Source organism: Deinococcus sp. QL22, assembly GCF_023370075.1.
GTDB lineage: Bacteria > Deinococcota > Deinococci > Deinococcales > Deinococcaceae > Deinococcus.
Map to the genome: position 1 here is coordinate 215541 of NZ_CP097154.1, position 21439 is coordinate 236979.

The window sequence follows — 21439 nt, forward strand, 5'->3', positions numbered from 1 at the left end:
ACAATGATGCTTGAGCCGATAGATTCTGTTCTGCCGACTGCCCCTGACCAAGACCCGCGCCGCACCGAACGGGTGCATCCCGACCATGCCGACCTTGATCTGCTGGACGCTGCCGCCCTCGTGCGGGTGCTGGTACTGGATCAGCAAGACGCGCTGAATGCGGTGCAGGCCGCTGCCCCAGCCCTGGCACAGGCCGTAGAAGCCGCACTGGGCCGCCTACAGGCCGGAGGCCGCCTGGTGTATGCAGGCGCGGGCACCAGCGGGCGATTGGGCGTGCTGGACGCCACCGAACTGACCCCCACCTTCTCCTGGCCGCCAGAGCGGGCTGTACCCCTGATCGCGGGCGGAGAGCGGGCCATTCGGCAGGCGGTAGAGGGTGCGGAAGACGATGAGGAAGGCGGGGCGAGGGACGTGCTGGCGGTACAGATTGGGCCACTGGATGTGCTGATTGCGGTAGCGGCCAGCGGAACCACGCCGTATGCTCTCGGCGCAGTGCGGGCCGCGAGGGAGGCGGGGGCGCTGACGATTGCACTTGCCAACAACCCCGGCACGCCCTTGCTGCACGCCGCCGACTGCCCCATTCTGCTGGACACTGGCCCCGAAGTGATCAGCGGCAGCACCCGCCTGAAAGCCGGAACCGCCCAGAAAATCGCGCTGAATACGCTGTCGAGCGCCCTGATGGTGCGGCTGGGCAAGGTATACGGCAACCTGATGGTCGACGTGAAGTCCACCAACGCCAAGTTGGAAGACCGAGCCATGAGACTGGTGTGCCACGCCACAGGCGCAGACGAAGCCACCGCGAAAGCTGTGCTGGACAGCACGGGCGGCAGTGTTAAAACAGCGTTGGTGATGCTGCGGCTGAACGTGACGGCGGCAGATGCCGAAGCGCGCTTGGCAGCGTCGGGCGGCCATGCCCGGACTGCATTGGGCGAAACAGGTGGGGTGGAGTCGTGATTCCCGACGCCACCCGCGCCTTATTGCAGCAAGCAGTGAATGGGGGCGGTCTCCCCGGAGCCGCGCTGGGTGTCGTCTGGATGGACGGCAGGCGTGACACCCCAACATCAGACACACTGACGCTGGGGCACGCGCAACTTGTGCCGGACGCCGTGCCACTACAACCGGATTTCTGGTGGGATTTGGCGAGCCTGACCAAACCGCTGTTTACGGCGAGGGCAGTCTTGCGAGCAGTAGAAGCGGGCCGCCTCGATCTGGACGACTCCTTGTCGGCCCACTTGCCCGACCTCGCGTGGATGCAGATCACGCCGTTGAAGGAGCGCACGCTGAGGCAACTGCTGACCCACACGGCAGGCTTGCCCGCGTGGTCGCCGCTGTACACGTGGGGCGACGCCGGCACCATCCGCGCCCGCTTGTTGCAGGAGCCTTGGCAAGTGGCCGAAGCAGGGCAAGTCGTCTACTCAGATTTGGGCTACATGCTGCTGGGGCGCGTGCTGGAGCGGGTGTATGGGCAAACCCTGCGCGACTTTGCGCTGGACGACGGCCTGACCTTTGCCCCCGACCTGGCCCGAAGCGTAGCTACCGAACATTGCCTGTGGAGAGAGCGAATGCTGCGCGGCGAAACACACGACGAGAACGCCGCCGCATTGGGCGGAGTGTCGGGTCACGCAGGATTGTTCGGCACACTGGCGGGTGTACTGGCGCAGGCCGGAGCTTTGTTACGGGGTGGCTGGCTCTCCCCTGCCGCACAAGCTTTGGCAGTCCAACCTCACGCAGAAGGCCGCACTCTCGCCTTTGTGCAGGCCCAACCCGGCTGGAGCGGCGGCAGCCTGTGCAGCCCACAAGCCTTTGGTCACACCGGATTCACAGGCACTGGACTGTGGATTGACCCGGTGCGCGGCGTGGCATGGGTGCTGCTGACCAACCGCGTTCACCCAACCCGGCATTCTGCAGTTGATATTCAGGGCTTACGACGGGCGGTGGGGAACACGTTACTGGCGGGGAGTTAGGGAGGGCGCACGTAACATTGCGAGTTTCCGGAAGAGCATCGGAACCTCTCCATTCCCAGTGCGCCCTCCCATCTTCGATACTCGCTTCGCTCAGTAAAGCTAAAACGTTACGGCGAGGGACTTAGATTGAGATTTGGTGTTCGGGTTTTACCCTCGTCCCTTGTGCGACTGGAACAGCTCGAAGAAAGGGGCGCTGTAAAGGAGCGGGGTGAGGGGGAATGAGCGTAGCGATTGCCCTTCTGTCACCACCTCGCACCAAAAAAACCGGGCCACCCCACTTGGGAGCAGCCCGGTCTAGCCTCTAAAAGTCTTAGAGGTTGCCCTTCAGGGTGCTGGCGACCTTGAAGGCCACTTTCTTGCCTGCGGGAATCTGGATTTTCTCGCTGGTGCCGGGGCGCACGCCGGTACGGGCGGCGGTGGCCTTCACGCTCAGGGTGCCGAGGCCGGGCAGGCCCACGCTCTTGCCGCTCTTGACGGCGGTCACGATGACGTCGAGCATGGCGCTGACGGCTTCTTCGCTCTGCTTCTTGGTCAGGCCGGTCTTGTCGGCGATCTGCTCGACGAGTTGGGTCTTGGCGACCTTGTTGCTTTCAGCGGGGGCGGCTACGGCAGCAGCCTTGGCGGGGGCCTTCGCAGCTTTGGGGGCGGCGGCAGCGGGTTTCTTGGCGGGGGCCTTCGTCGACTTTTTCGTCATGGTGAGCAGCATGACATATGAATTGTGCGCTGTGAAGGGGGGGGAGTCCCCGCAAAGCCCACTGACACGCCCTTATGAAAATGCAGAAAATAGAAACTGCGTGCCACACGCATAATTTCGTCTCAGCCCATCTTGCGTAGATTAAGGCGAAGAATACCGTTGTGGTGGGCCTCGCCCTATTTATGTGGCAAGAATGAAGGCCGGAAGGCGGCGCGAGTGAACTGCAGCCGAGTCAAAAGGGTTGAAAACGGACTGAAAATGCCTTCCGCACGCCTATACGAAAGGGAAATAGACTGAAGCTGTCTGGCCAGTTGGCCAATGCAACCTGGCCAATTGGCCCCTAAGCTGATGGGCGTGCCGGATCCTGCCCCATCTCCCCAATCGTCGCCCCATAATCCTCGCCCGCCTGCCAGTCCCTTCATGCGCTGGTTTCTGGACACCGGACAGCCCGAAAAAGAAGGATTTTACGAAGAAGAACGTGAGGTAAAGACCCAGCACCATACTCAGCCCTGGTGGAAAGTGATGTGCCTGACGGGTGTGGATTACTTTTCCACGCTGGGGTACCAACCGGGCATCGCAGCGCTGGCAGCGGGGGCACTGAGTCCGGTCGCAACGCTGGTATTGGTGCTGGTTACACTGTTTGGGGCGCTGCCCATGTACCGCCGCGTAGCCGAGGAAAGTCCGCACGGCGACGGCAGTATTTCTATGCTGGAACGGCTGCTGGCGTACTGGCCCAGCAAACTGCTGGTGCTGGCCCTGATCGGCTTTGTCGCCACCGGATTCGTTATTACGATCACGCTGTCGGCGGCAGACGGCGCGGCCCACCTGATCGAAAACCCGTTTCTGAAAGAGGCGCTGGAAGGCACGCAGGTTCCAGTGACCCTCACGCTGATTGCCTTGCTGGGCGCGGTCTTCCTAAAGGGGTTCAAAGAAGCCATCGGGATTGCGGTGGGCATCGTCATTTTGTATATCGCGCTGAGTGCTGTCGTCATTGGGCGCGGCGTGCTGGACGTGGTGGGCGCGCCGCAGGTCATCGGGGATTGGTGGCAGGCGCTCACGACCACCTACCTGTCGCCGCTGGCCCTAATCGGCGCGGCCCTGTTGGTGTTTCCACGCCTCGCGCTGGGCCTCAGCGGATTTGAAACGGGCGTAGTGGTGATGCCACTGGTGCGCGGCAATGCAGGCGACACCGAGGCCAAACCCACCGGGCGCATTCGGAACACCAAAAAACTGCTGACCACCGCTGCTCTGATCATGAGTGTGCTGCTGATGGGATCGGCATTGGTGACCACATTCCTCATTCCGCGTGCCCAGTTTTGGCCTGCGATTACCCTCACGCGCAATGTGAATGCTGCCGATCTGAACGCTGGCCGCGCGGTGTTTAATATGCCGTTGGACGACCCGGCCCGCCCGAGCGAGGTCTATACCGTGCCCCTGACGGCAGGCAAGACGGGCACGTACACAGTGCAGGCCCAGACATCGGTTGGAGTGGTTCCCCTGACCATAACCGTAACGCCCACGCCCGCAACAGGCAGCGATCAGGTGCGGGTCTTCAAGCCTGCCGGAGAAGCCAACGGACGGGCGTTGGCGTACCTCGCGCACGAAAAACTGGGCGAAGGCTTCGGCACGGTCTACGATATTGCCACTATCCTGATCCTGTGGTTTGCCGGGGCGAGCGCGATGGCGGGCCTGCTGAACATCGTGCCGCGCTACTTGCCCCGCTACGGCATGGCTCCCGATTGGGCACGCGCCACCCGTCCGCTGGCCGTTGTGTTCACGCTCATCAGCGCCCTCGTCACTATTCTGTTCAGGGCCAACGTAGACGCGCAGGCGGGCGCTTATGCCACCGGCGTGCTGGCGCTGATGACCTCGGCGGCCATTGCCGTGTTCCTGACCGAACTGCGACGCAAACACCGCTGGCCCGCCTTCGCGTTTGCTCTCGTCAGCATCCTGTTCCTCTATACCAGCGCCGTCACGGTCATCAGCCGCCCGGAAGGTCTGTATATCGCGCTGATGTTTATCGGAGCTATTTTGGCCCTCAGTATTGCCAGCCGGGTCAGCCGCAGCACCGAACTCCGGGCCAATTCCATTACCGTAGACGACACCGCCCGCCTGATCATGGGCAGCACCAAGGGTCGCCCGCTGCGCCTGATCGCCAACGCGCTGGACGCCGGAGATGCCGACGAATACCGCGAGAAGGAACTGGAAGTGCGGGCCGATACCCACCTGCCGGGCCGAGATACCGCCACCTTTTTAGAAGTGCAGATCCGGGATGCCAGCAGCTTCAGCGACGATCTGCAAGTGACCGGGCACCATGTCGGGCCGTATCAAATCCTGCGCCTGAAGGGAGCCAGCAGCGTGCCCAACGCCATTGCCGCCTTCCTCCTGTATGTGCGCGACGAGACGGGTGTACCGCCCCACGTGTACTTCGAATGGGATGAAGAAAGCCCGGTACGCAACGCCCTGCGCTTCCTGATTGCTGGAGAAGGCGACATTCCGCCCCTGACGCACGAGATTTTGCGGCAGGCCGAACCCGAACGCAAGCGGCGTCCGGTGGTGCACGCGGGGGGATAGGCACCTCAACCAAGGGGGCTGGGCAGCAGGGCGAGGGGGAAACCGCAAGATGGGTTTCCCCCTCGCCTCACCTTGACACGCCGTCCGATAGGGCAAACTACCGCCATGAAGCTGCGAACCCTGATTCGTCTGACCGGACTGGTGGAATCGGCCACCCGCACGCCCGAAGATGCCCCGGCCACTGCCACAGGTGGCGTGCGTGGCGCGGCGCGGCGGGTGGCCGATGTGGTACGCCAAGATGGCCGGGTACAGGGCGCAGCAGAAGGTGTGCGGGGCCGCGTGCGGGAAGCCAGAGCCTCGGTGAAGGAGCGGGCCGACGCGCGTCTGGAACAACTGATTTTTGAGCGCCGGGGCAACGTGGTACCCGACGAGGTGGCCGACCTGCTGGCCCGCCGCAGGCAAGAACGCGAAGCCGAAGCCGCCCGCCTGCTCGCCCGCCAAGTGTTGCTGGACACGGCAGAAAACCCAGTGCAGCGCCAAATCTTGACCCTGGTGGCCCAGACGACAGCGTGGGCAGGCGGCAAAACGCCGGAACCTCTGCGCTATACGCAACTCCTCGACCGTTTGGCCCCCACTGGCAAGGCCGAGGCCGAAATGCCCGTTCACCGGGCGCTGTGGACTTTGGCCGAACGCCGCGTGCTGGCCGTCTCGCCGCATGGGGAAGTGACCGCCACTTTGCCGGAAACGGGGCAGCAACTGGTGAAAGCGGGAGCGCAAGCGGCAGAGTAGGAGGCTGGGGGTTAGGGGAACTCTAAGGGGCAAGTGATGCCCAGCCGTCCGGCCCATCACAGCGTCACTGGCAAGCTTTCCAGCCCCCGCACGATGATACTTTTGCGCTACTGCAATCCACTCGGTGGGGCGGCCAAGCGCAGATTCGGCGCTCGCCTCAGCAACGTGCCGATGGCAATCTGGGCCTCTAGCCGCGACAGGGGCGCACCCAGGCAGTAGTGCAGGCCTTGACCGAACGACAGGTGTTTGTTGTTCTGGCGACCTACATCCAAGCTATCCGGGTCTTGGAATACGGTGGGGTCACGGTTGGCGGACACGATGACCGCCAGCACCAATTCGCCCTTCGGAATGCGCGTCCCTGCAATGGTCACGTCCTCTGCGGCGTGGCGTTCGGTGGCCGTTTCGGCGGGCACGACGAAGCGCACCAGTTCTTCTATCCCAGATTTGAGCAGACTGGAATCGGCTCGCAGGCGGGCCAGTTGCTCAGGGTGTTGCAGCAACGCCAGTACGCCACTCCCGATCAGGTTCACGGTGGTTTTGTGTCCAGCGCTGAGCAGCAAAAACACCATCGCCGGAATCTCATCGTCGGTCAGGTGATCGGGGCTGTCTTGGGCCTGCATTAGAGCCGAAATCAGGTCGTCACCAGACCGCGCCCGCCGCGTTTTGATCAACTTGCGGAGGTAGCCCACAAAGGCCAGCAGCGGCGGATTGGGGCTGCCACCCATGGCGACAAATGCCTTCATACCCAGGTTGAATGTGGCGTCGTCCTGCTCGGGCACGCCCAAGATGCGGCCAATGATGGTCAGGGGCACGGGCCGGGCAAAATCGGCCACCAAGTCCAAGAGGCCGAGGCGCTGCGCCCGGTCTAGCGCAGCGTCGGTCACACTCTGGGTGATGTCGCGCATGCCTTCCACCCGGCACGGCGTAAACGCCTCATGTACCAGCACTTTCAGGCGGTCATGGTCGGCCCCGTCGAGACTGAGCAGGTTGCGCTGCAACGCCCCGAACCCCGGCGCAGCTTCGGCGCACGCCTGAGTTGTTCGGGCGACATTGCGTTGTGTTTGTCTTTCACAAAGCGCCTATCGTCCTTCAGCACGGCCAGCACGTCTTCGTAGCGTGTGACCAACCAGGCCCGTTGCTGGCCGCGCAGCTTCAGCGTGATCGGAAACACGGGCGCTTCTTCGCGCAGGCGGGCGTAAAAGGGGAATGGGTCGGCCTTGAACGCCGGGTCGGTCATGTTGGGTTGAGTCAGGGAACTCAGCGGCACGGTCAGCAGATCGGCGGGATTCATGCCTGATCCTGCATAAAGCCTTCTATTAGAAGATCGGCTAGCATTACTGGCAAGTCGGCCCAGTTTTCTTCCAATACTTCGTCGCCCAAGACCCGTTGCAGCAGGCCCAGAATCCCCGTTCTGGGCGGCCCAACGCCCGAATGCCGCCTCGCCGCCCGCCAGCATCGGCTCTAGCACCTGCGCCGAAAACCGCCCGCGCAACTCCAAGTTGACCATCATTTCGGACACGATCACCCGGAACCATTCGAAGTTGTCGGCCTCCAGCGCCCGCAGCGAGTGGGCAAGGTAAGCAGCGATAAAGTCGCATTGGCTCAGGCCCGCAAAGCTGGCTGGGTCGATGTTTTTCTGCGCCCGCGTACTTATGAATTCAAACCGACCCAGCAGCAGCGCAGGCTTGTTTTCAAAACAGTTGTAGATGGTGCCGTCCGCCACCCCCGCCGCCCAAGCCACATCCCGAATAGTGGCCGGATGAAACCCCTTCTCGGCAAATACGGTGGCCGCCGCCTCCAGAATCTGCGTGCGCCTCGCGGCGGCCGGCCCTTTCTGCACAGCAGTACTTTGCAAGCAACTAAAACCTATGCGCTTGCCCTTCCCTTCGACCCTAGACCCTTAGACGCCCTTCCCCATGACCCCAAATTAGATTCCCTACCGCTCCCCCCGCAAATCCGTTACCCGTTTCAGCTTGCCGCCTTCGCTGCGGGGCAACGTTCCGAGCGGGCACAACACGCACTCCACCGTCACGCCTACCTGGGCCTTGATCAGGCGGGCCACCTCGTCTCGCAACGCCGCGCCCTGATCGCTGGTTTCCAGTTGCAGGCGCAGGTCGTCGCGGGTTCCGGTGCGCGTAAGAGTGATGTGGTAATGCGGGCTGACCTGTCCCATGCCCAGCAGAACGGCTTCCAGTTGCGTGGGGTACACGTTCACGCCGCGCAGGATGATCAGGTCGTCGCTGCGGCCCCGGATCAGATCCATGCGGCGCATCGTGCGGCCTGTAGTGTTGGCAGCGGGCAACAGGCGTGTAATGTCGCCCGTCCAGTAGCGCAGAATCGGCAGGGCGGTGCGCGAAATACTGCTCAGCACCAGCACGCCGTATTCTCCGTCTGGGAGCACCTCGCCCGTGTCGGGATTCACGATTTCGGGATAGAAATGATCTTCCCAGAGGTAACTTCCGCTCTGCTCGGCGGCGTCCTCGTTGCTGACGCCAGGGCCGATGATTTCCGACAGACCGTAGATGTTGGTGGCCCGCACGCCCAGCCGGGTCTGCACTTCGGCCCGCGTTTTTTCGGCCCAGGGTTCTGCGCCCAACACGGCGTAGTGCAGGGAAATATCGGCTGGCCTTAAGCCGCGGCGAGCAAATTCGTCGGCCAGCACGAGGGCGTAACTGGGGGTGCAGGCGATCACTTCTGGCTGAAGATCGAGAATCAGTTGCACCTGCCGCTCGGTGCCGCCGCCCGACACGGGCACGGTACACAGCCCCAACCGCTCGGCCCCGGCGTGCGTGCCCAGACCGCCCGTAAACAGACCGTAACCGTAGGCATTGTGAAAGGTCATGCCGGGGCGTGCGCCACCTGCGTACAGGCTGCGGGCCACCACTTCGGCAAACACGCTCAGGTCGTTGTCGTCGTAGGCCACGATGGTCGCCCGGCCAGTCGTGCCGCTGCTGGCGTGAATTCGGCGCAGGTCGGCGCGGGGCACGGCGGTCAGGCCCAGCGGATAACTGTCGCGTAGATCGGACTTGTAAGTGAAGGGGAAGCGGGCCAGATCGTCCAGCGTCTTCAGGTCGTCTGGGATGAGGCCCGCCGCCTCGAATTTGGCGCGGTAGGGGGGCACATGTTCCCACTGTCGCGCCACCATACTTTGTAGGCGTGACAGTTGCAGGGCGCGGAGTTCGGGGAGGGGCAGGGCTTCTAGGTGCGGTTGGAACATGGGAACCTCGGCGGGTCAACAGGCGAAACGGGGATGGGCGGCCAGTTCAATCTAGCTTTCCGACCACCTTCCCCGGATTCAGCAGATTCTGGGGGTCGAACAGCGCCTTCACATCCCGCATCACGTCCAACGCCTCGCCATGTTCTTCACGCATATAGACGCGCTTACGTAGGCCCACGCCGTGTTCTCCCGTGCAGGTGCCGCCTACCGAGAGTGCATACAGGGCAATGTCGTGCAACGCATGGTCTATGCGTGCCCAAGCCCCTGAATCGTCGGGTGGCGCGTGCATCAGCAGATGCAGGTTGCCGTCTCCGATATGTCCTACCAATGGGGCAGTGAGATCAGACTGACCCAAAGTTAGAGCCATGAATTCCACCGTATCTGCGAGGGCCGACAGCGGAACGCAGATGTCGCCGATGCGCGTGGAATGACCGGGCCATGCAGCGCGGAGAGCGTCGTAGACACCGTGCCTTGCCGCCCACAGGTCGCTCTGGGCTTCGGGCGTGCGGGCCTCGCCTACTACCTGCCCGCCCGTATCGGCGGCCACTTCGCGCAGCAGGGTCAGGCCAGCTTCGGCGTCGGCAGTGTTGCGGCCTGCCAGTTCCACCCACAGCGTCGGCAACTCCGGGTCACAGCGGGCGCGGTGGCGGTTCACGGCGGCCACCGTGTCGGCATCTACAAATTCCAACCGTTCGGGGGTCAGGCCCAGACCGCGCAGGGCGACACTGGCCGACACCGCAGCGGCCACATCCGGGAAGGCAAGTTGGGCGCTGACGGTGGCGGGCGGGAGCGGATGCAGGCGCAGCGTGAGCGACGTAATAACGCCCAAAGTACCCTCAGAGCCGATCAGAAGCTGTTTGAGTGCATAGCCGCTGCTGCTTTTGCGGGCCAGACTGCCCAGATTCAGCACGCGGCCATCCATCAGGGCCACACGCACCGCCATCACGTTTTCGCGCATGCCGCCGTAGCGCACGGTGGTCGTGCCGCTGGCGTTGGTGGCTGCCATGCCGCCCAGAGTCGCGTCTGCACCGGGGTCAACGGGGAAAAACAGGCCATGTGGACGCAGACGGCGGTTCAGCGCCACCCGCCGCACGCCCGGCCCCACGCGCACCGTAAAGCCCACCGGGTCTATGTCAGCAATGCTGTCCAGTGCGCCCAGATCGAGGCTGATCCCACCGGATGCGGGCAAGGCCGCGCCTTCCAAGCTGGTGCCCGCTCCCCACGCTGTGACCGGAATGCCGAAGTCACGGGCCACCGCCAAAGTTGCCAGAACATCGGCCTCGGTGTGGGCGAACACCACCGCGCCGGGGATTGAGGTAAACGGTACGCCTTCATCATGGGCATGGCCCGCCAGGTCGCCGGGAGCGAGGCTGATACGCTCTGTCAGGACGGATTGCAGTGCTGCCTGCCAGTTCGTTGCCTCGGTCACTTCCCGGCCCCCAGGTAGCTCGCGACCACCGCCGGATCGTGGGCGAGGTCGGCGGCAGGTCCACTCAGGCGCACCTGCCCGCCTTCCAGCACGTAGCCGAAATCACTGATGGCAAGCGCAGCGCGGGCATTCTGTTCCACCAGCAGCACGGTTACGCCCGCATCGCGCAGTTCGGCCACGATCCGCAAGATTTCGCGCACGATCAGGGGGGCGAGGCCAAGGCTGGGTTCGTCGAGCAGCAGTAGTTTGGGGCGGGCCATCAGGGCGCGGCCAATGGCGAGCATCTGCTGTTCGCCGCCCGACAGGGTTCCGGCCAATTGCTTGCGGCGTTCCTCCAGGCGTGGAAAGCGGGTGAAGACGCCGCCCAGGTCGCCCGCGCCCTCGCGCCTGCGGGTGTATGCACCCAGCCGCAAATTGTCCTCCACAGTCATGGAAGAAAACAGTTCGCGGCGTTCGGGCACCAGCGTCATGCCCGCTGCCACCCGCGATTCCAGCGGCGTGTGGGCCAGGGTGCGGCCCGCATACTCCACCTGCCCCCGCGAGGGGAGTGCGCCCATAATCGCACCCAGCAGGGTGCTTTTGCCCGCGCCGTTGGCCCCGATGACGCTGACGATCTGGCCCGCGCCCACGCTGAGGCTCACGCCCTGCACGGCTTCCACACGCCCGTAACTGACGTGCAGATCGTCCACCTTCAGCAAAGGAACTGTCAGGAGTGGGGCGGTGGTTTGGGTCAACGTCATGCCGCTCCCTCCTCTACATCCGCACCCAGATAAGCCTCGCGCACGGCGGGATTGTCTCGCACCTGCTGCGGGTTGCCCTGCGCCAGTTCCTGCCCACCGTTCATGACCACCAGACGGTCTACCAGATTCATCACCAGATCCATGTCATGCTCCACTATCAGAATAGTCACGCCCTCATCCCTGAGCCGCTTCAGCAGGGCCGATAGTTCCGCCTTTTCGCCGTAGCGCAGGCCCGCAGCGGGTTCATCCAGCAGCAGGAAGGCAGGATCGGCGGTGAGGGCACGGGCAATTTCGAGCAGGCGTTGCTGACCCAGCGCCAGATTTCCGGCCTGATCAAAGGCCCGGTCACGCAGACCCACGCGCTCCAGTTGGGCCAACGCCGCGCCTTGCAGGGCCGCTTCCTCGCGCCGCTCCAGGTGGAGCAGACTGGCCATCATTCCCGCTTTGCCGCGTGCGTAGCCGCCCATCATGGCGTTTTCCAGCAGGCTCAGTTCGGGGAACAGGCGCACATGCTGAAAGGTACGCGCCACGCCGAGGCGGTGAATGGTGCGGGCGGGCAGGCGAGTGGCGTCGCGGCCCAGCAGTTTCACGCTGCCGCGAGTGGCCGGATTTACACCCGTGATCAGGTTGAACATCGTGCTTTTGCCTGCTCCGTTTGGGCCGATCAGGCCCACGATTTCTCCCACCTTCACGTCGAAACTCACGTCCGACACGGCTTTCAGGCCGCCAAACTGTTTCACGGCGTCCTGCACGTTCAGAATGACGCTGCCCGGTTGCGGGTCAGGGCGGTGCGGGAAGGTCAGGGCGCGGGCCAGCAGGCGGGGCGTTCCGGCGGGCACGAGGCCCTCGACCAGCGGCCACAGACCCCGCCGAGCAAACTGCAACACCAGAATGATGATGATGCCCAGCACGATCACCTCATAATTGCCGCCCGTGCCCAGAAGTGAGGGCAGCACGTTTTGCAGTAGTTCGCGCAGCGCCGTAATCAGGATCACGCCTGCCACGCCGCCCCACACGTAGCCCGCGCCGCCCAGCACGGCCATAAACAGATATTCGATGCCCACGTTCAGGCCAAAGGGTGTGGGATTGACGAAGCGTTGTTGATGCGCGTACAGCCAGCCCGCCGCAGAAGCAAAGACCGAACTGAGCACAAAGACCTGCACCCGCAGCGAAAAGGTATTGGCCCCAAACGCCTCGGCGACCACCGTGCCCGAACGCAGCGCCCGCATAGCCCGCCCAACACGGCTGGACAGTAAAAACTGCGCGGCCAGGATACCCAGTGCCAGAAACACGAGCGCAAGGTAAGCAAAGCGGCGGGGGTCGGTCAGGTCAAGGCCGAACACATTGACGGGCGGAATGCCGCGCAGCCCAGTAAAGCCGCCCAGAGCGGGCGAATTGCCGAACACGTAGTACAGGCTGATGCCCCAGGCGATGGTGGCCAGCGGCAGATAGTGCCCCTGCATCCTTAGGGTCGCCAGCCCCAGCAACGCCGCCACGCCTGCTGTGACCAGCATTCCGGCGGGCAGCGTCAGCCACGGGTTCCAGCCGTAGGCGGTGGTCAGCAGAGCGGTAGTGTACGCGCCCACGCCCATAAACGCCGCTTGGCCAAAGCTGGTCAGGCCCGCCACGCCCGTCAGGAGGACAAGGCCCACCACCGTCAGTGCCGCTATAGCCACGTTGGTCAGCAGCGTGACCTGAAACACGGGCAGCACGGCGGGCAGGGCGAGAGCGATGACGGCGGCGACGAGGGTGAGGATGAGGCGGGGGGTCATTGGAAGGCTCCCGCGTCGAATGCTGCCCACGCTCTCAACGCGGTTTGCGGCTGCGCCTTGAATGGAATAAACCAGATCATTCGTCTTCCTCGTCATGGTGCTTACTGCTCAGGCTACGCCACAACAGCACAGGCAAGATCAGGGTAAACACGATCACTTCCTTCCACTGGCTCAGGCTAAAACTGGCGTAACTCTCGATCAGGCCGACCAGCAGCGCGCCGAGGGCCGCTACCGGATAGGACACGAGGCCGCCGATGATTGCGCCCACAAAGCCCTTGAGGCCGATGAGGAAGCCCGTGTCGTAGCTGACGGCGATGCTGGGGCCGATGAGCAGGCCGCTGAGTGCGCCGATCAGGGCGGCCACCGTGAAGGCCAGTGAACCCGCCGCAGTAGGCCGGATGCCCACCAGCCGTGCGCCCATACGGTTTACGGCGGTGGCCCGCAGCGCCTTGCCGGTCAGCGTTCGGTCAAAAAAGTAGTACAGCGCCAGCATCAGCACCGCCGACACTAGAATCACCAGCAGGCTCTGGTTGCTGAGAGTCACGCCGCCCAGCGCGGTATTTCCTTCGGCAAAGGCGGGGGTGCGGCTGCCTTCCGGCCCAAAAAAGATCAGCCCGATGCCCATCAAAACCAGATGCAGCGCCACCGACGCGATCAGCAGCACCAGCACCGACGCGTTGCGGAGCGGCTGAAACACCACCCGGTACAGCAGCGGCCCCAGCGGAACCACCAGCAGCAAGGTCAGCAGGACTTGCACCAACAGCGGCGCTTTGGCGGCGGCCAGCGCAGTGGTCAGTGCCCACACGCCCGCGCCCAAAGCTACGCCCGACGCAGCAGCAATGCCCGCCGCCCGTCCATCGCCGCGCCGCAGGGCTTCCACGATGTTCAGCACGGTAGACACCGCCAGTAACACCAGCAGCAGCGTCAGCGTGCCGGGAACGCGGCCCAGTTGCAGGCTCGCCAGCGTCAGCGTGCCGAACATCACGAATTCGCCCTGCGGCACAAAAATGACGCGGGTCACGGCAAACACCAGCACCAGCGCCAGCGAAAGGAGCGCGTACACCGCGCCGTTGGTCAGGCCATCGGCAGTCAGGATAGGAAAAATGGCAGGGTCGAAGATATTCAAGAGCGTGGCCTTTTGATGCTGGGGAAGGTAAGGAAAAAGCTACGGGCCAGAGCGTGCGTGCTCACGGCCCATAGCCCATAGCTCAGGGTCTACGACTCAACGCCTTATTTAATGAGCTTCCAGGTGTTGTTGACGACCTGCACCATGACCCGGCTGCGGGCGTCCAGGCCAAGGTGATCAGTGGCGCTGAGGTTAAAAATGCCGTGTGCGCCGATGATGTTGCGCGTGCCCCGGATGGCGTCGCGCAGGGCTTCACGGAATTCGGCGGTGCCGGGTTTGGCTTTTTTCAGGGCAGCTGGAATGGCTTTTTGCATCAGCAGGCCCGCGTCCCACATGTGCGCCCCGAAGGTACTGACCGAATTTTGGCCGTATTTGGCTTCGTACAGGTTCACGTAGGCCAGTCCGACCTTTTTCATAGGGTTGGAATCGGGCAATTGGTCGGCGACCAGCACGGGGCCAGCGGGGAGGATTGCACCTTCCACGTCTTTGCCGCCCACACGCAAAAAGTCGGCATTGGCGACGCCGTGCGTCTGGTAGATTTTGCCCGAAAACCCACGGTCTTTCAGGGTTTTTTGGGGCAGCACGGCAGGCACACCCGACGCGCCGATCAGCACGGCGTCGGGGCGGGCGGCCAAGACCTTCAGCACTTGTCCGGTCACGCTGGTATCGGTGCGGGCGTAGCGTTCGGTAGCGACCACCCGGATGCCTTTTGCAGCAGCGTTCTTCTGGAGTTCGGCCAGCCAACCTTCACCGTAGGCATCGTTGAAGCCGATGTAGCCCACGGTTTTGACCTTGTTTTGCTGCATATGCGCCACGATTGCCGCTGCCATCAGCGCGTCGGTTTGCGGCGTCTTGAAGACCCACGAGCGGCGGGCGTCTACGGGCTTGATGATGCTTTCGGACGCGGCCAGCGAGATCATGGGCGTCTTGCTCTCGGCGGCCACATCGATCATGGCAAGGCTGGCAGGCGTGGTCGTCGTGCCGATAATCAGATCGACTTTGTTCTCCTGAATCAGCTTGCGGGCGTTGGTCACGGCGGTGGTGGTATCGCTGGCATCGTCCAAAATGGTGTAGATGATTTTCTGGCCGCCGATGGTCTGGGGCAGCAGGGCCACCGTGTTCCGCTCGGGGATACCGAGGCTGGCAGCGGGGCCAGTGGCCGAAACAATTACGCCCACGCGCACATCGGCCAGAGCCAGCGAGGAGACGGCGAGCAAGGTGGTCAGGGTCAGACGGGCCTTATGGGAACGCTTCATGGGAGAACCTCCGTACACCGCCGAGCGTGAAACTGGGCGGAGAAAATAGCAACTTGGGTTAGGGCGATGGTAGCAGAAAAAGCGGTCAGGCTAACAAGCGTTAGCCACACAAACCAACTGACCCAGGGACGCTGAGAAATGCACAAAAATTCGCAATGGGGGCAGCCAGCGGCAAGCGTTACCGCGCTGACGTTTCGCTGCCTGGTAGACCCTACAGTAAGGGTGATGCCCAGGCTTCCGCTCGCCGCTCGCCCCGCTCTTTTTGCCACGCTGCTAACCAGTACGGCTCTGTTGTCCGGTTGTGGGCCGCTGACGTGGCGTCCCGGCAAGTCGCCCGCCCTGAACCTGAACGCCCCGCCCCCCGATGTGGTGCTGCTGACGGTATCGGGGCGCTGTGGGCCACCCTGCGCCGCCCCGCGTGACGACTGGGACTCGCTGACGCCGAGGGGCACAGTGGACGCGGTGGCCGAGGCATTGGCCACCACAGGCCTGAGCGTGCAGTCGGCGGGATACGCCAGCAACGCCAACGAAACGTTTTTTTCCAGGCAGGTTTTAGCCGAGCAACCCGGTTTTGGGGCGTTGGTGCGCGACCTAGAGCGCATGAAAACCACGTGGTTGGCCGGGCCGAACCCGCCGCGTCTGGTGTTGCTGGGGCACTCGCAAGGCGTGATCTGGACACATTATCTGGCCCGCATCTACCCCGAAGTGACTTTTGCCCTGCTGATCGACCTGGACGGCAGTTGCACCTTCTGGAAGGCAGACCGCGCCACAGACCGGCCAAGTGCGCCACTGAATTATCCAGCTCCCGGTTTTCCCAAGCCCGCTGCCGCCTGCGACAACCTTGCTACGCCCGCTGGCAGACTCGGGGGCAAAGACATCGTGTGGCCCAACATAGAGCGCAACCTGGAAGTGCAGAGCAAACGCTTTCCCGCCCGCACCGGCCCGGCGGGTGGCCTGCCCATCAATTACCTGTTCGACCTGACCCGCAATGCCCGCCCAGACGGAAGTTACACGGGCATTCAAACCTTTATTTCCAAGCGGGAAGACCACAGCGCCATTTCTCACCCCCGCAGCGACGCCCTGCGCTGGGTGTCTGAACAGGCGGCGCAGTTGGCCCTGGGCTGGAAAATGCAGCGCCCCGGTGAGTCCCAGCCGGGCCAAGTGCAGACCGACGACGCGGCCCCCAGCACGCCCTGACGGGGGGAGAGCGGGGCATCTGTGCCTTCCGTCTACCGCTGGCCTGATCGGATTGGGCGCACGGGTGGTGAATTCGGAGGCGGAACTGCTGCTCAAAAGCCGCTAGGTTATGCCAGAGAGATTGCTAAAGGCGGGGTTTAGTGTTGAGATGCCGCAGTGGGAGCTTCAGCCCTCCTCTGCCCCGAACGCCAGATACAGTCGCGCCAGCAGTTGCGGGTCGCTCAGGCGGCTGCCCAGCACTTCTTCGGCGCGGCGTAGGCGGTAGCGCAGCGTATTGACATGCAAATTCTGCCGCGCCGCCAACAAGGAAAGTGACCCCGTGTGCGTCAGGTAGGCCCGCAAGGTAGCTTCTATTCGCCCGTCGTCGTCCAAGACGGCAAGGCGGGCCTGAATCTGGGCCTTCAGCGTCGTTAGTGCGCCCCCTGACAACAGGGCATACAGGACGTCCATCTCGTGAAAGAGGGTCAGGCCGCGTGCATCACGGGTGGCGGCGAGAGCCTGCCGCGCCTCGTGCGATGCAGTACGGGCCGCGCCTGCTCCCACATGCCGCCCGCTGATGCCGAGGCGTACATCCTGCGCGGTAGAGGCAGTCAGGGCGGCGTGTAGGCCAACCGACTCCCGCTCCAGCTCGTGCGTGGGCCACAGCCAGACAGCGCGGGTGTCCTGCACGGTGCAGTAGACGACTCCGGCCCGCTCGAAACCTGATTCTGGCCCCGGCGTGCGCTCGAAAAAGTAGCCCTCGCCCACTGCCGCCAGCACGTCCAGCGCAGCGGCGCGGGCCGTGCGTGCCCTCAAACCGGGTGCAGGTTCGCTGGAAAAAGCGGCCACAGCAACGGCGTAGTGTTCAGCGTCCAGCACGGCATTCTCGGAAGCATTGCCCGACAACAATCCCTCCAGGGTGCGCTCACCTACCCGCCGGCGGGCCGCACCCGCCGCCGCCGATTGCAGCCGCGCCAGGAGAGCGTATTCAGCCGCAATGGGCAACAGGGGCTGCCAGTCTGCGGGCACATGGAGCAGGAGTGCGCCCACATGCCGCCCGCCATGCATCAGCCGCAGCGAGAGGGGCTGACCCTGCGGTGTACCAGATGAGGCCACCACATCCCCCCAACTGGCCCGGATTTCGGCACGGCCCCCGGTCAGTCGCGCCAACAGCACAGTCAATTCCTGTTCTGGGCGGGCATGCAACATGGCCCCCCGCAGGGTGGAGAGCAAGGTCGGCAGGCCGGGTGACGCCAATGCTTCCCGCGCCAACAGGCCCAACACCGCTTCTTGCACCTGCGCCGCCGCGTGATCTGGCAGCAGGGCAGCGGCTTCTTCGGGCGTGCCAAACGTCTTCTTTGCCCCCTTGCCCTTGGGCAGATTCAGGACGGCACGCAACTGGGCAAGCGTTGGCATTTGTCGCATTCTACAAATCAGATCAGGAGAATCCACAATCTGTCCAACAAAAGGGAGAGCCTCGGGCTTATGCTGAACGAATCAACAACCCAGCTTTGACAACTACACTCCCCCCTTCCCCGAAGGAGTTTAAACCGTGAAATATGCCAGATTTATTGCTGGAGGCCGCCAGTTAAAAGGCCACCTGCACGACGGAAAGCTTATTGATGCCGCTGGGGTAGCCCACGACCCTGCCGCCATACAGTTTCAGCTGCCCGTAGACCCGCCCAAAGTGATTGCCTTGGCGCTGAATTACAACGACCACGCGGGCGAATTGGGCCTGACGCAACCCAGCGAACCGGCCCTGTTCTGGAAACCCAACACCACCCTGTTGCCCCACGGCGGAACGGTGATTTACCCGCGTGGCGCAGAGTTTATGCACTATGAAGTGGAACTGGGCGTGATTATTGGCCGAGATGCCCGCCGCGTGAAGGCCAAAGACGCGATGGATTACGTGGGCGGCTACACCATCGGAAATGATCTGGTGGTGCGCGATTACGTGACCAACACGTTTCGTCCCCCCATGCGCGGCAAAGGCTGGGATACGTTTGGCCCACTGGGGCCGTATTACGTGACCGCCGATGAAGTGGCCGACCCGCACAATCTGACGTTGACGGCACATGTGAACGGCGAGTTGCGGCAACAGGGCAGCACCCGCGACATGATCTTTTCTATTCCCGAACTGATCGAGCATATTTCGCGCTTTATGACCCTACAAGAAAACGACGTGATTCTGACGGGCACGCCCAAAGGCATCAGCCATGTGCGGCCCGGCGACGTGATGACGCTGGAAGTGGAAGGGCTGGGCGTGCTGCAAAACGGGATCGAGGAAGAGGATGAGGGCGCGGAGCCGATTAAAGGCAAGGAGAGCAAAGAAGGCGAGTGGGACGGGCGGTGAAGGGCGGTAACTGGGTAGTGGTCAGTGGTCAGTGGACAAAGCGCAAAGGCAGAAGCTTGGGCCGATTTCTGGCACTGGACGCCGCTTTAGCTTGCGCTGCCTGCACCACCTTCGCCGCCGCGCAAGCCGCTTACCGCATGGATTCTTACGTGACGCTGAACGGGAAGACGCAGCGCGCCTTTGCCTGGTGCGACGCGCCGGACCGCGTGCTGGCGCTGACCAAGCCAGCCAAAGCGCCTTCTACGCCGCAGCCTGTGACGCTGGTTCGACTGTTGAAGAACAAGCCGACCAAGATTCAAACAGAACCTTATTTGTTGGGGCCGGGAGACGCTGGGGCAGGCAATCTCTATGTCAGCTTGCAACCGCTCAGGAAAACCAATATCAGGCAGAATGACTGGTTTGTGCATAGCAGCAACGTAGAAAATGTAAATGACCCTGCTTACCGCATGACGCATATCGGTTGGATCAATACCCCTATTGATACCGCTCAGTGCCGCTACGTGCCAGACGCCGCGTTTATGGGCGTAACTGCCAAACGCACCATCATCATTTGGGAAAATGGCAGCAAGATCACCTATGCCACACGTAACTTTGACGGTACGCCGGGGGTCTCTCTGAGTGGCGGCACGAGGGCGCAAAACGACATTGGGCCGGAATACACCTTCAACACAGCCGGATATACCTATCTGCTTAAATTTCATCCTCACGCCGCGTTTGTGCAGGTCAAGCAGGGGGCGCAGGTGCTGCAAACTGAACCCTTTTTAGCCTATTCCATCAGCACGCCACTCTCTAACCCGGCGCAGCAGGAGCAACCATGACCCAAACGATGCTTCCCCAAACCACGCACCCCAACCTAGAAAAGGCGGCGGCCCTTGCCGCCAAGCTTCAGCCCCTGCGCCATCTGATCGGCGGACAGTGGGCCGAATCGGACGGTGGCGAACGCTTCGACTCGGTGAACCCGCATGACGGCAGCGTGCTAACCAGCGCCCCCAGCGGCACGGCGGAAGACATTGACCGATCCGCCCGCGCTGCCCACGACGCCTTTCAGATCTGGCGCAACGTGAGCGGAGCCGAGCGCCGCCGCCTGCTGCACCGAATTGCCGACGCCATCGAGGCCCGCGCCGACGAAATCGCGCTGCTGGAGAGCCTCGACACCGGGCAGGCCATACGCTTTATGAAATCGGCGGCCACACGTGGGGCCGAGAACTTCCGGTTTTTTGCAGACCGCGCCCCCAGCGCAGGCGACGGCCAGAGCCTTCCTGCGCCCGGCTTCATCAACTACACGCTGCGCCAGCCGATTGGCCCGGTCGGCGTGATTACGCCGTGGAATACGCCGTTCATGCTGAGCACCTGGAAAATTGCCCCCGCGCTGGCGGCGGGCTGCACGGTGGTTCACAAGCCCGCCGAATGGAGTCCGGTGACGGCAACGCTGCTGGCCGAGATCATGCAGGGCGTGTTCGAGGAAGCAGGCCTGCCCAGCGGGATCGTGAATCTGGTGCACGGCTATGGCGAGAGCGCGGGCAAGGCGCTGACCGAACACCCGCTGATTCAGGCGGTGGCGTTCGTGGGCGAAACCACCACGGGCAGCCACATCATGCGGCAGGGGGCCGACACCCTCAAGCGCGTTCACTTCGAGCTGGGCGGCAAAAATCCGGTGGTGGTCTTCGATGATGCCGACCTGGACAAGGCTCTGGACGCCGTGGTTTTCATGATCTACAGCCTGAACGGGGAACGCTGCACCAGCTCCAGCCGGGTGCTGATCCAGAGCGGAATTTACGACGAATTCACCGCCCGGATTGCCGAACGCGCCCGCAATTTGCGCGTGGGCCACCCGCTCGACCCCGCCACCGAGGTTGGGCCGCTCGTTCACCCCCGGCATACCGGCAAAGTAACTTCTTACTTTGAGTTGGCACGCGAGGAAGGCGCAACGATTGCCGCAGGCGGGGAAGCACAAGGTGGGAACTACGTGTCTCCGACACTGTTTATCGGGGCGCGGGCCGATATGCGGATTGCTCAAGAAGAAATCTTTGGCCCGGTGCTGACAGCCATTCCTTTTGCCGATGAAACTGAAGCCTTAGCCATTGCCAACGGCGTGCGTTACGGCCTCGCCGCCTACCTATGGACGAACGATATTACGCGTGCCCACCGCTTTGCCCAGAACGTGGAAGCGGGCATGGTGTGGGTCAACTCCGAAAATGTGCGGCACCTGCCCACGCCCTTTGGCGGCGTGAAAAACAGCGGCATCGGGCGCGACGGCGGCGACCATTCCTTCGAGTTCTATATGGAAACCAAGAACATCGCCATCTCGCTGGGTACGCACAAAACGGCGCGGCTAGGGGTGGGGGAAGAGCAGCCCACGCGGGACGGAATAGACCGGAAGTTGGCGGAATAAAGCACGGTCATGGTTGT

18 protein-coding genes are annotated in these 21439 nt (G+C 63.1%); 8 read left to right on the forward strand and 10 right to left on the reverse strand.

Annotated features, from left to right (window positions below; genetic code table 11):
* Positions 1-3 precede the first annotated feature (3 nt).
* Complete coding sequence (murQ, locus tag M1R55_RS27485; protein WP_249396362.1) at positions 4-954, forward strand: N-acetylmuramic acid 6-phosphate etherase; 951 nt, start codon at positions 4-6, stop codon at positions 952-954.
* Positions 951-1964, forward strand: coding sequence for a serine hydrolase (locus M1R55_RS27490; protein WP_249396193.1), 1014 nt, complete (start codon positions 951-953; stop codon positions 1962-1964). Before murQ ends, M1R55_RS27490 begins: the two co-directional genes overlap by 4 nt.
* A gap of 310 nt (positions 1965-2274) precedes the next feature.
* Here the strand turns inward: M1R55_RS27490 and M1R55_RS27495 are convergent, their stop codons facing one another.
* The gene (locus M1R55_RS27495) at positions 2275-2670 is read right to left on the reverse strand and encodes an HU family DNA-binding protein (RefSeq protein WP_019008439.1); all 396 of its coding nucleotides are present in this window, start codon (positions 2668-2670) and stop codon (positions 2275-2277) included.
* 408 nt (positions 2671-3078) lie between these two features.
* Here M1R55_RS27495 and M1R55_RS27500 point away from each other — a divergent pair, with 408 nt between their 5' ends.
* A complete protein-coding gene (locus tag M1R55_RS27500) occupies positions 3079-5232 on the forward strand; it encodes an APC family permease (RefSeq protein WP_249396363.1) in 2154 nt (717 codons plus the stop codon).
* Between the two features lie 105 nt (positions 5233-5337).
* Positions 5338-5961: a hypothetical protein gene (locus tag M1R55_RS27505; protein WP_249396194.1), complete on the forward strand. Its 624-nt coding sequence runs from the start codon at positions 5338-5340 to the stop codon at positions 5959-5961.
* A gap of 107 nt (positions 5962-6068) precedes the next feature.
* Here M1R55_RS27505 and M1R55_RS27510 read toward each other — a convergent pair whose 3' ends face one another.
* The 8 genes from M1R55_RS27510 to M1R55_RS27545 all read right to left on the reverse strand — a co-directional run bounded on the left by M1R55_RS27510 (position 6069) and on the right by M1R55_RS27545 (position 15501).
* On the reverse strand, positions 6069-6959 hold the full coding sequence (locus M1R55_RS27510; protein ID WP_249396195.1) for a cytochrome P450: 891 nt from the start codon (positions 6957-6959) through the stop codon (positions 6069-6071).
* Complete coding sequence (locus tag M1R55_RS27515; protein WP_249396196.1) at positions 6911-7801, reverse strand: TetR/AcrR family transcriptional regulator; 891 nt, start codon at positions 7799-7801, stop codon at positions 6911-6913. The genes M1R55_RS27510 and M1R55_RS27515 overlap by 49 nt, the downstream gene beginning before the upstream one ends.
* A 96-nt stretch (positions 7802-7897) precedes the next feature.
* The gene (locus tag M1R55_RS27520; RefSeq protein ID WP_249396197.1) at positions 7898-9178 is read right to left on the reverse strand and encodes an AMP-binding protein; all 1281 of its coding nucleotides are present in this window, start codon (positions 9176-9178) and stop codon (positions 7898-7900) included.
* Positions 9179-9224: 46 nt separating this feature from the next.
* A complete protein-coding gene (locus tag M1R55_RS27525) occupies positions 9225-10607 on the reverse strand; it encodes an FAD-binding oxidoreductase (protein WP_249396198.1) in 1383 nt (460 codons plus the stop codon).
* Positions 10604-11347 (reverse strand): ABC transporter ATP-binding protein, encoded by a 744-nt coding sequence (locus M1R55_RS27530; protein WP_249396199.1) that lies wholly within the window; start codon positions 11345-11347, stop codon positions 10604-10606. The genes M1R55_RS27525 and M1R55_RS27530 overlap by 4 nt, the downstream gene beginning before the upstream one ends.
* Entirely contained in the window at positions 11344-13119 is a 1776-nt protein-coding gene (locus M1R55_RS27535; RefSeq protein WP_249396200.1) for an ATP-binding cassette domain-containing protein, read from the reverse strand. Before M1R55_RS27535 ends, M1R55_RS27530 begins: the two co-directional genes overlap by 4 nt.
* Positions 13120-13195: 76 nt before the next feature.
* Complete coding sequence (locus tag M1R55_RS27540) at positions 13196-14245, reverse strand: branched-chain amino acid ABC transporter permease (RefSeq protein ID WP_249396201.1); 1050 nt, start codon at positions 14243-14245, stop codon at positions 13196-13198.
* Positions 14246-14349: 104 nt separating this feature from the next.
* A complete protein-coding gene (locus M1R55_RS27545; protein WP_249396202.1) occupies positions 14350-15501 on the reverse strand; it encodes an ABC transporter substrate-binding protein in 1152 nt (383 codons plus the stop codon).
* Positions 15502-15726: 225 nt separating this feature from the next.
* On the opposite strand from M1R55_RS27545, the gene M1R55_RS27550 reads away from it, so the two are divergent.
* Positions 15727-16698, forward strand: a complete 972-nt coding sequence (locus M1R55_RS27550; protein ID WP_249396203.1) for a hypothetical protein — start codon at positions 15727-15729, stop codon at positions 16696-16698.
* 165 nt (positions 16699-16863) lie between these two features.
* Here M1R55_RS27550 and M1R55_RS27555 read toward each other — a convergent pair whose 3' ends face one another.
* Positions 16864-18093: a helix-turn-helix domain-containing protein gene (locus M1R55_RS27555; protein WP_249396204.1), complete on the reverse strand. Its 1230-nt coding sequence runs from the start codon at positions 18091-18093 to the stop codon at positions 16864-16866.
* 136 nt (positions 18094-18229) lie between these two features.
* Between M1R55_RS27555 and M1R55_RS27560 the strand changes: the two genes are divergently transcribed.
* Genes M1R55_RS27560 through hpaE form a run of 3 tightly spaced genes read left to right on the forward strand, consistent with a single transcriptional unit; the run spans position 18230 to position 21422 of the window.
* Entirely contained in the window at positions 18230-19030 is an 801-nt protein-coding gene (locus M1R55_RS27560) for a fumarylacetoacetate hydrolase family protein (RefSeq protein ID WP_249396205.1), read from the forward strand.
* The gene (locus M1R55_RS27565) at positions 19015-19848 is read left to right on the forward strand and encodes a hypothetical protein (protein ID WP_249396206.1); all 834 of its coding nucleotides are present in this window, start codon (positions 19015-19017) and stop codon (positions 19846-19848) included. Before M1R55_RS27560 ends, M1R55_RS27565 begins: the two co-directional genes overlap by 16 nt.
* Positions 19845-21422 carry a 5-carboxymethyl-2-hydroxymuconate semialdehyde dehydrogenase gene (gene hpaE, locus M1R55_RS27570; protein WP_249396207.1) on the forward strand — a complete coding sequence of 526 codons (1578 nt, stop codon included), beginning with the start codon at positions 19845-19847 and terminating at the stop codon, positions 21420-21422. Before M1R55_RS27565 ends, hpaE begins: the two co-directional genes overlap by 4 nt.
* Positions 21423-21439: the final 17 nt, after the last annotated feature.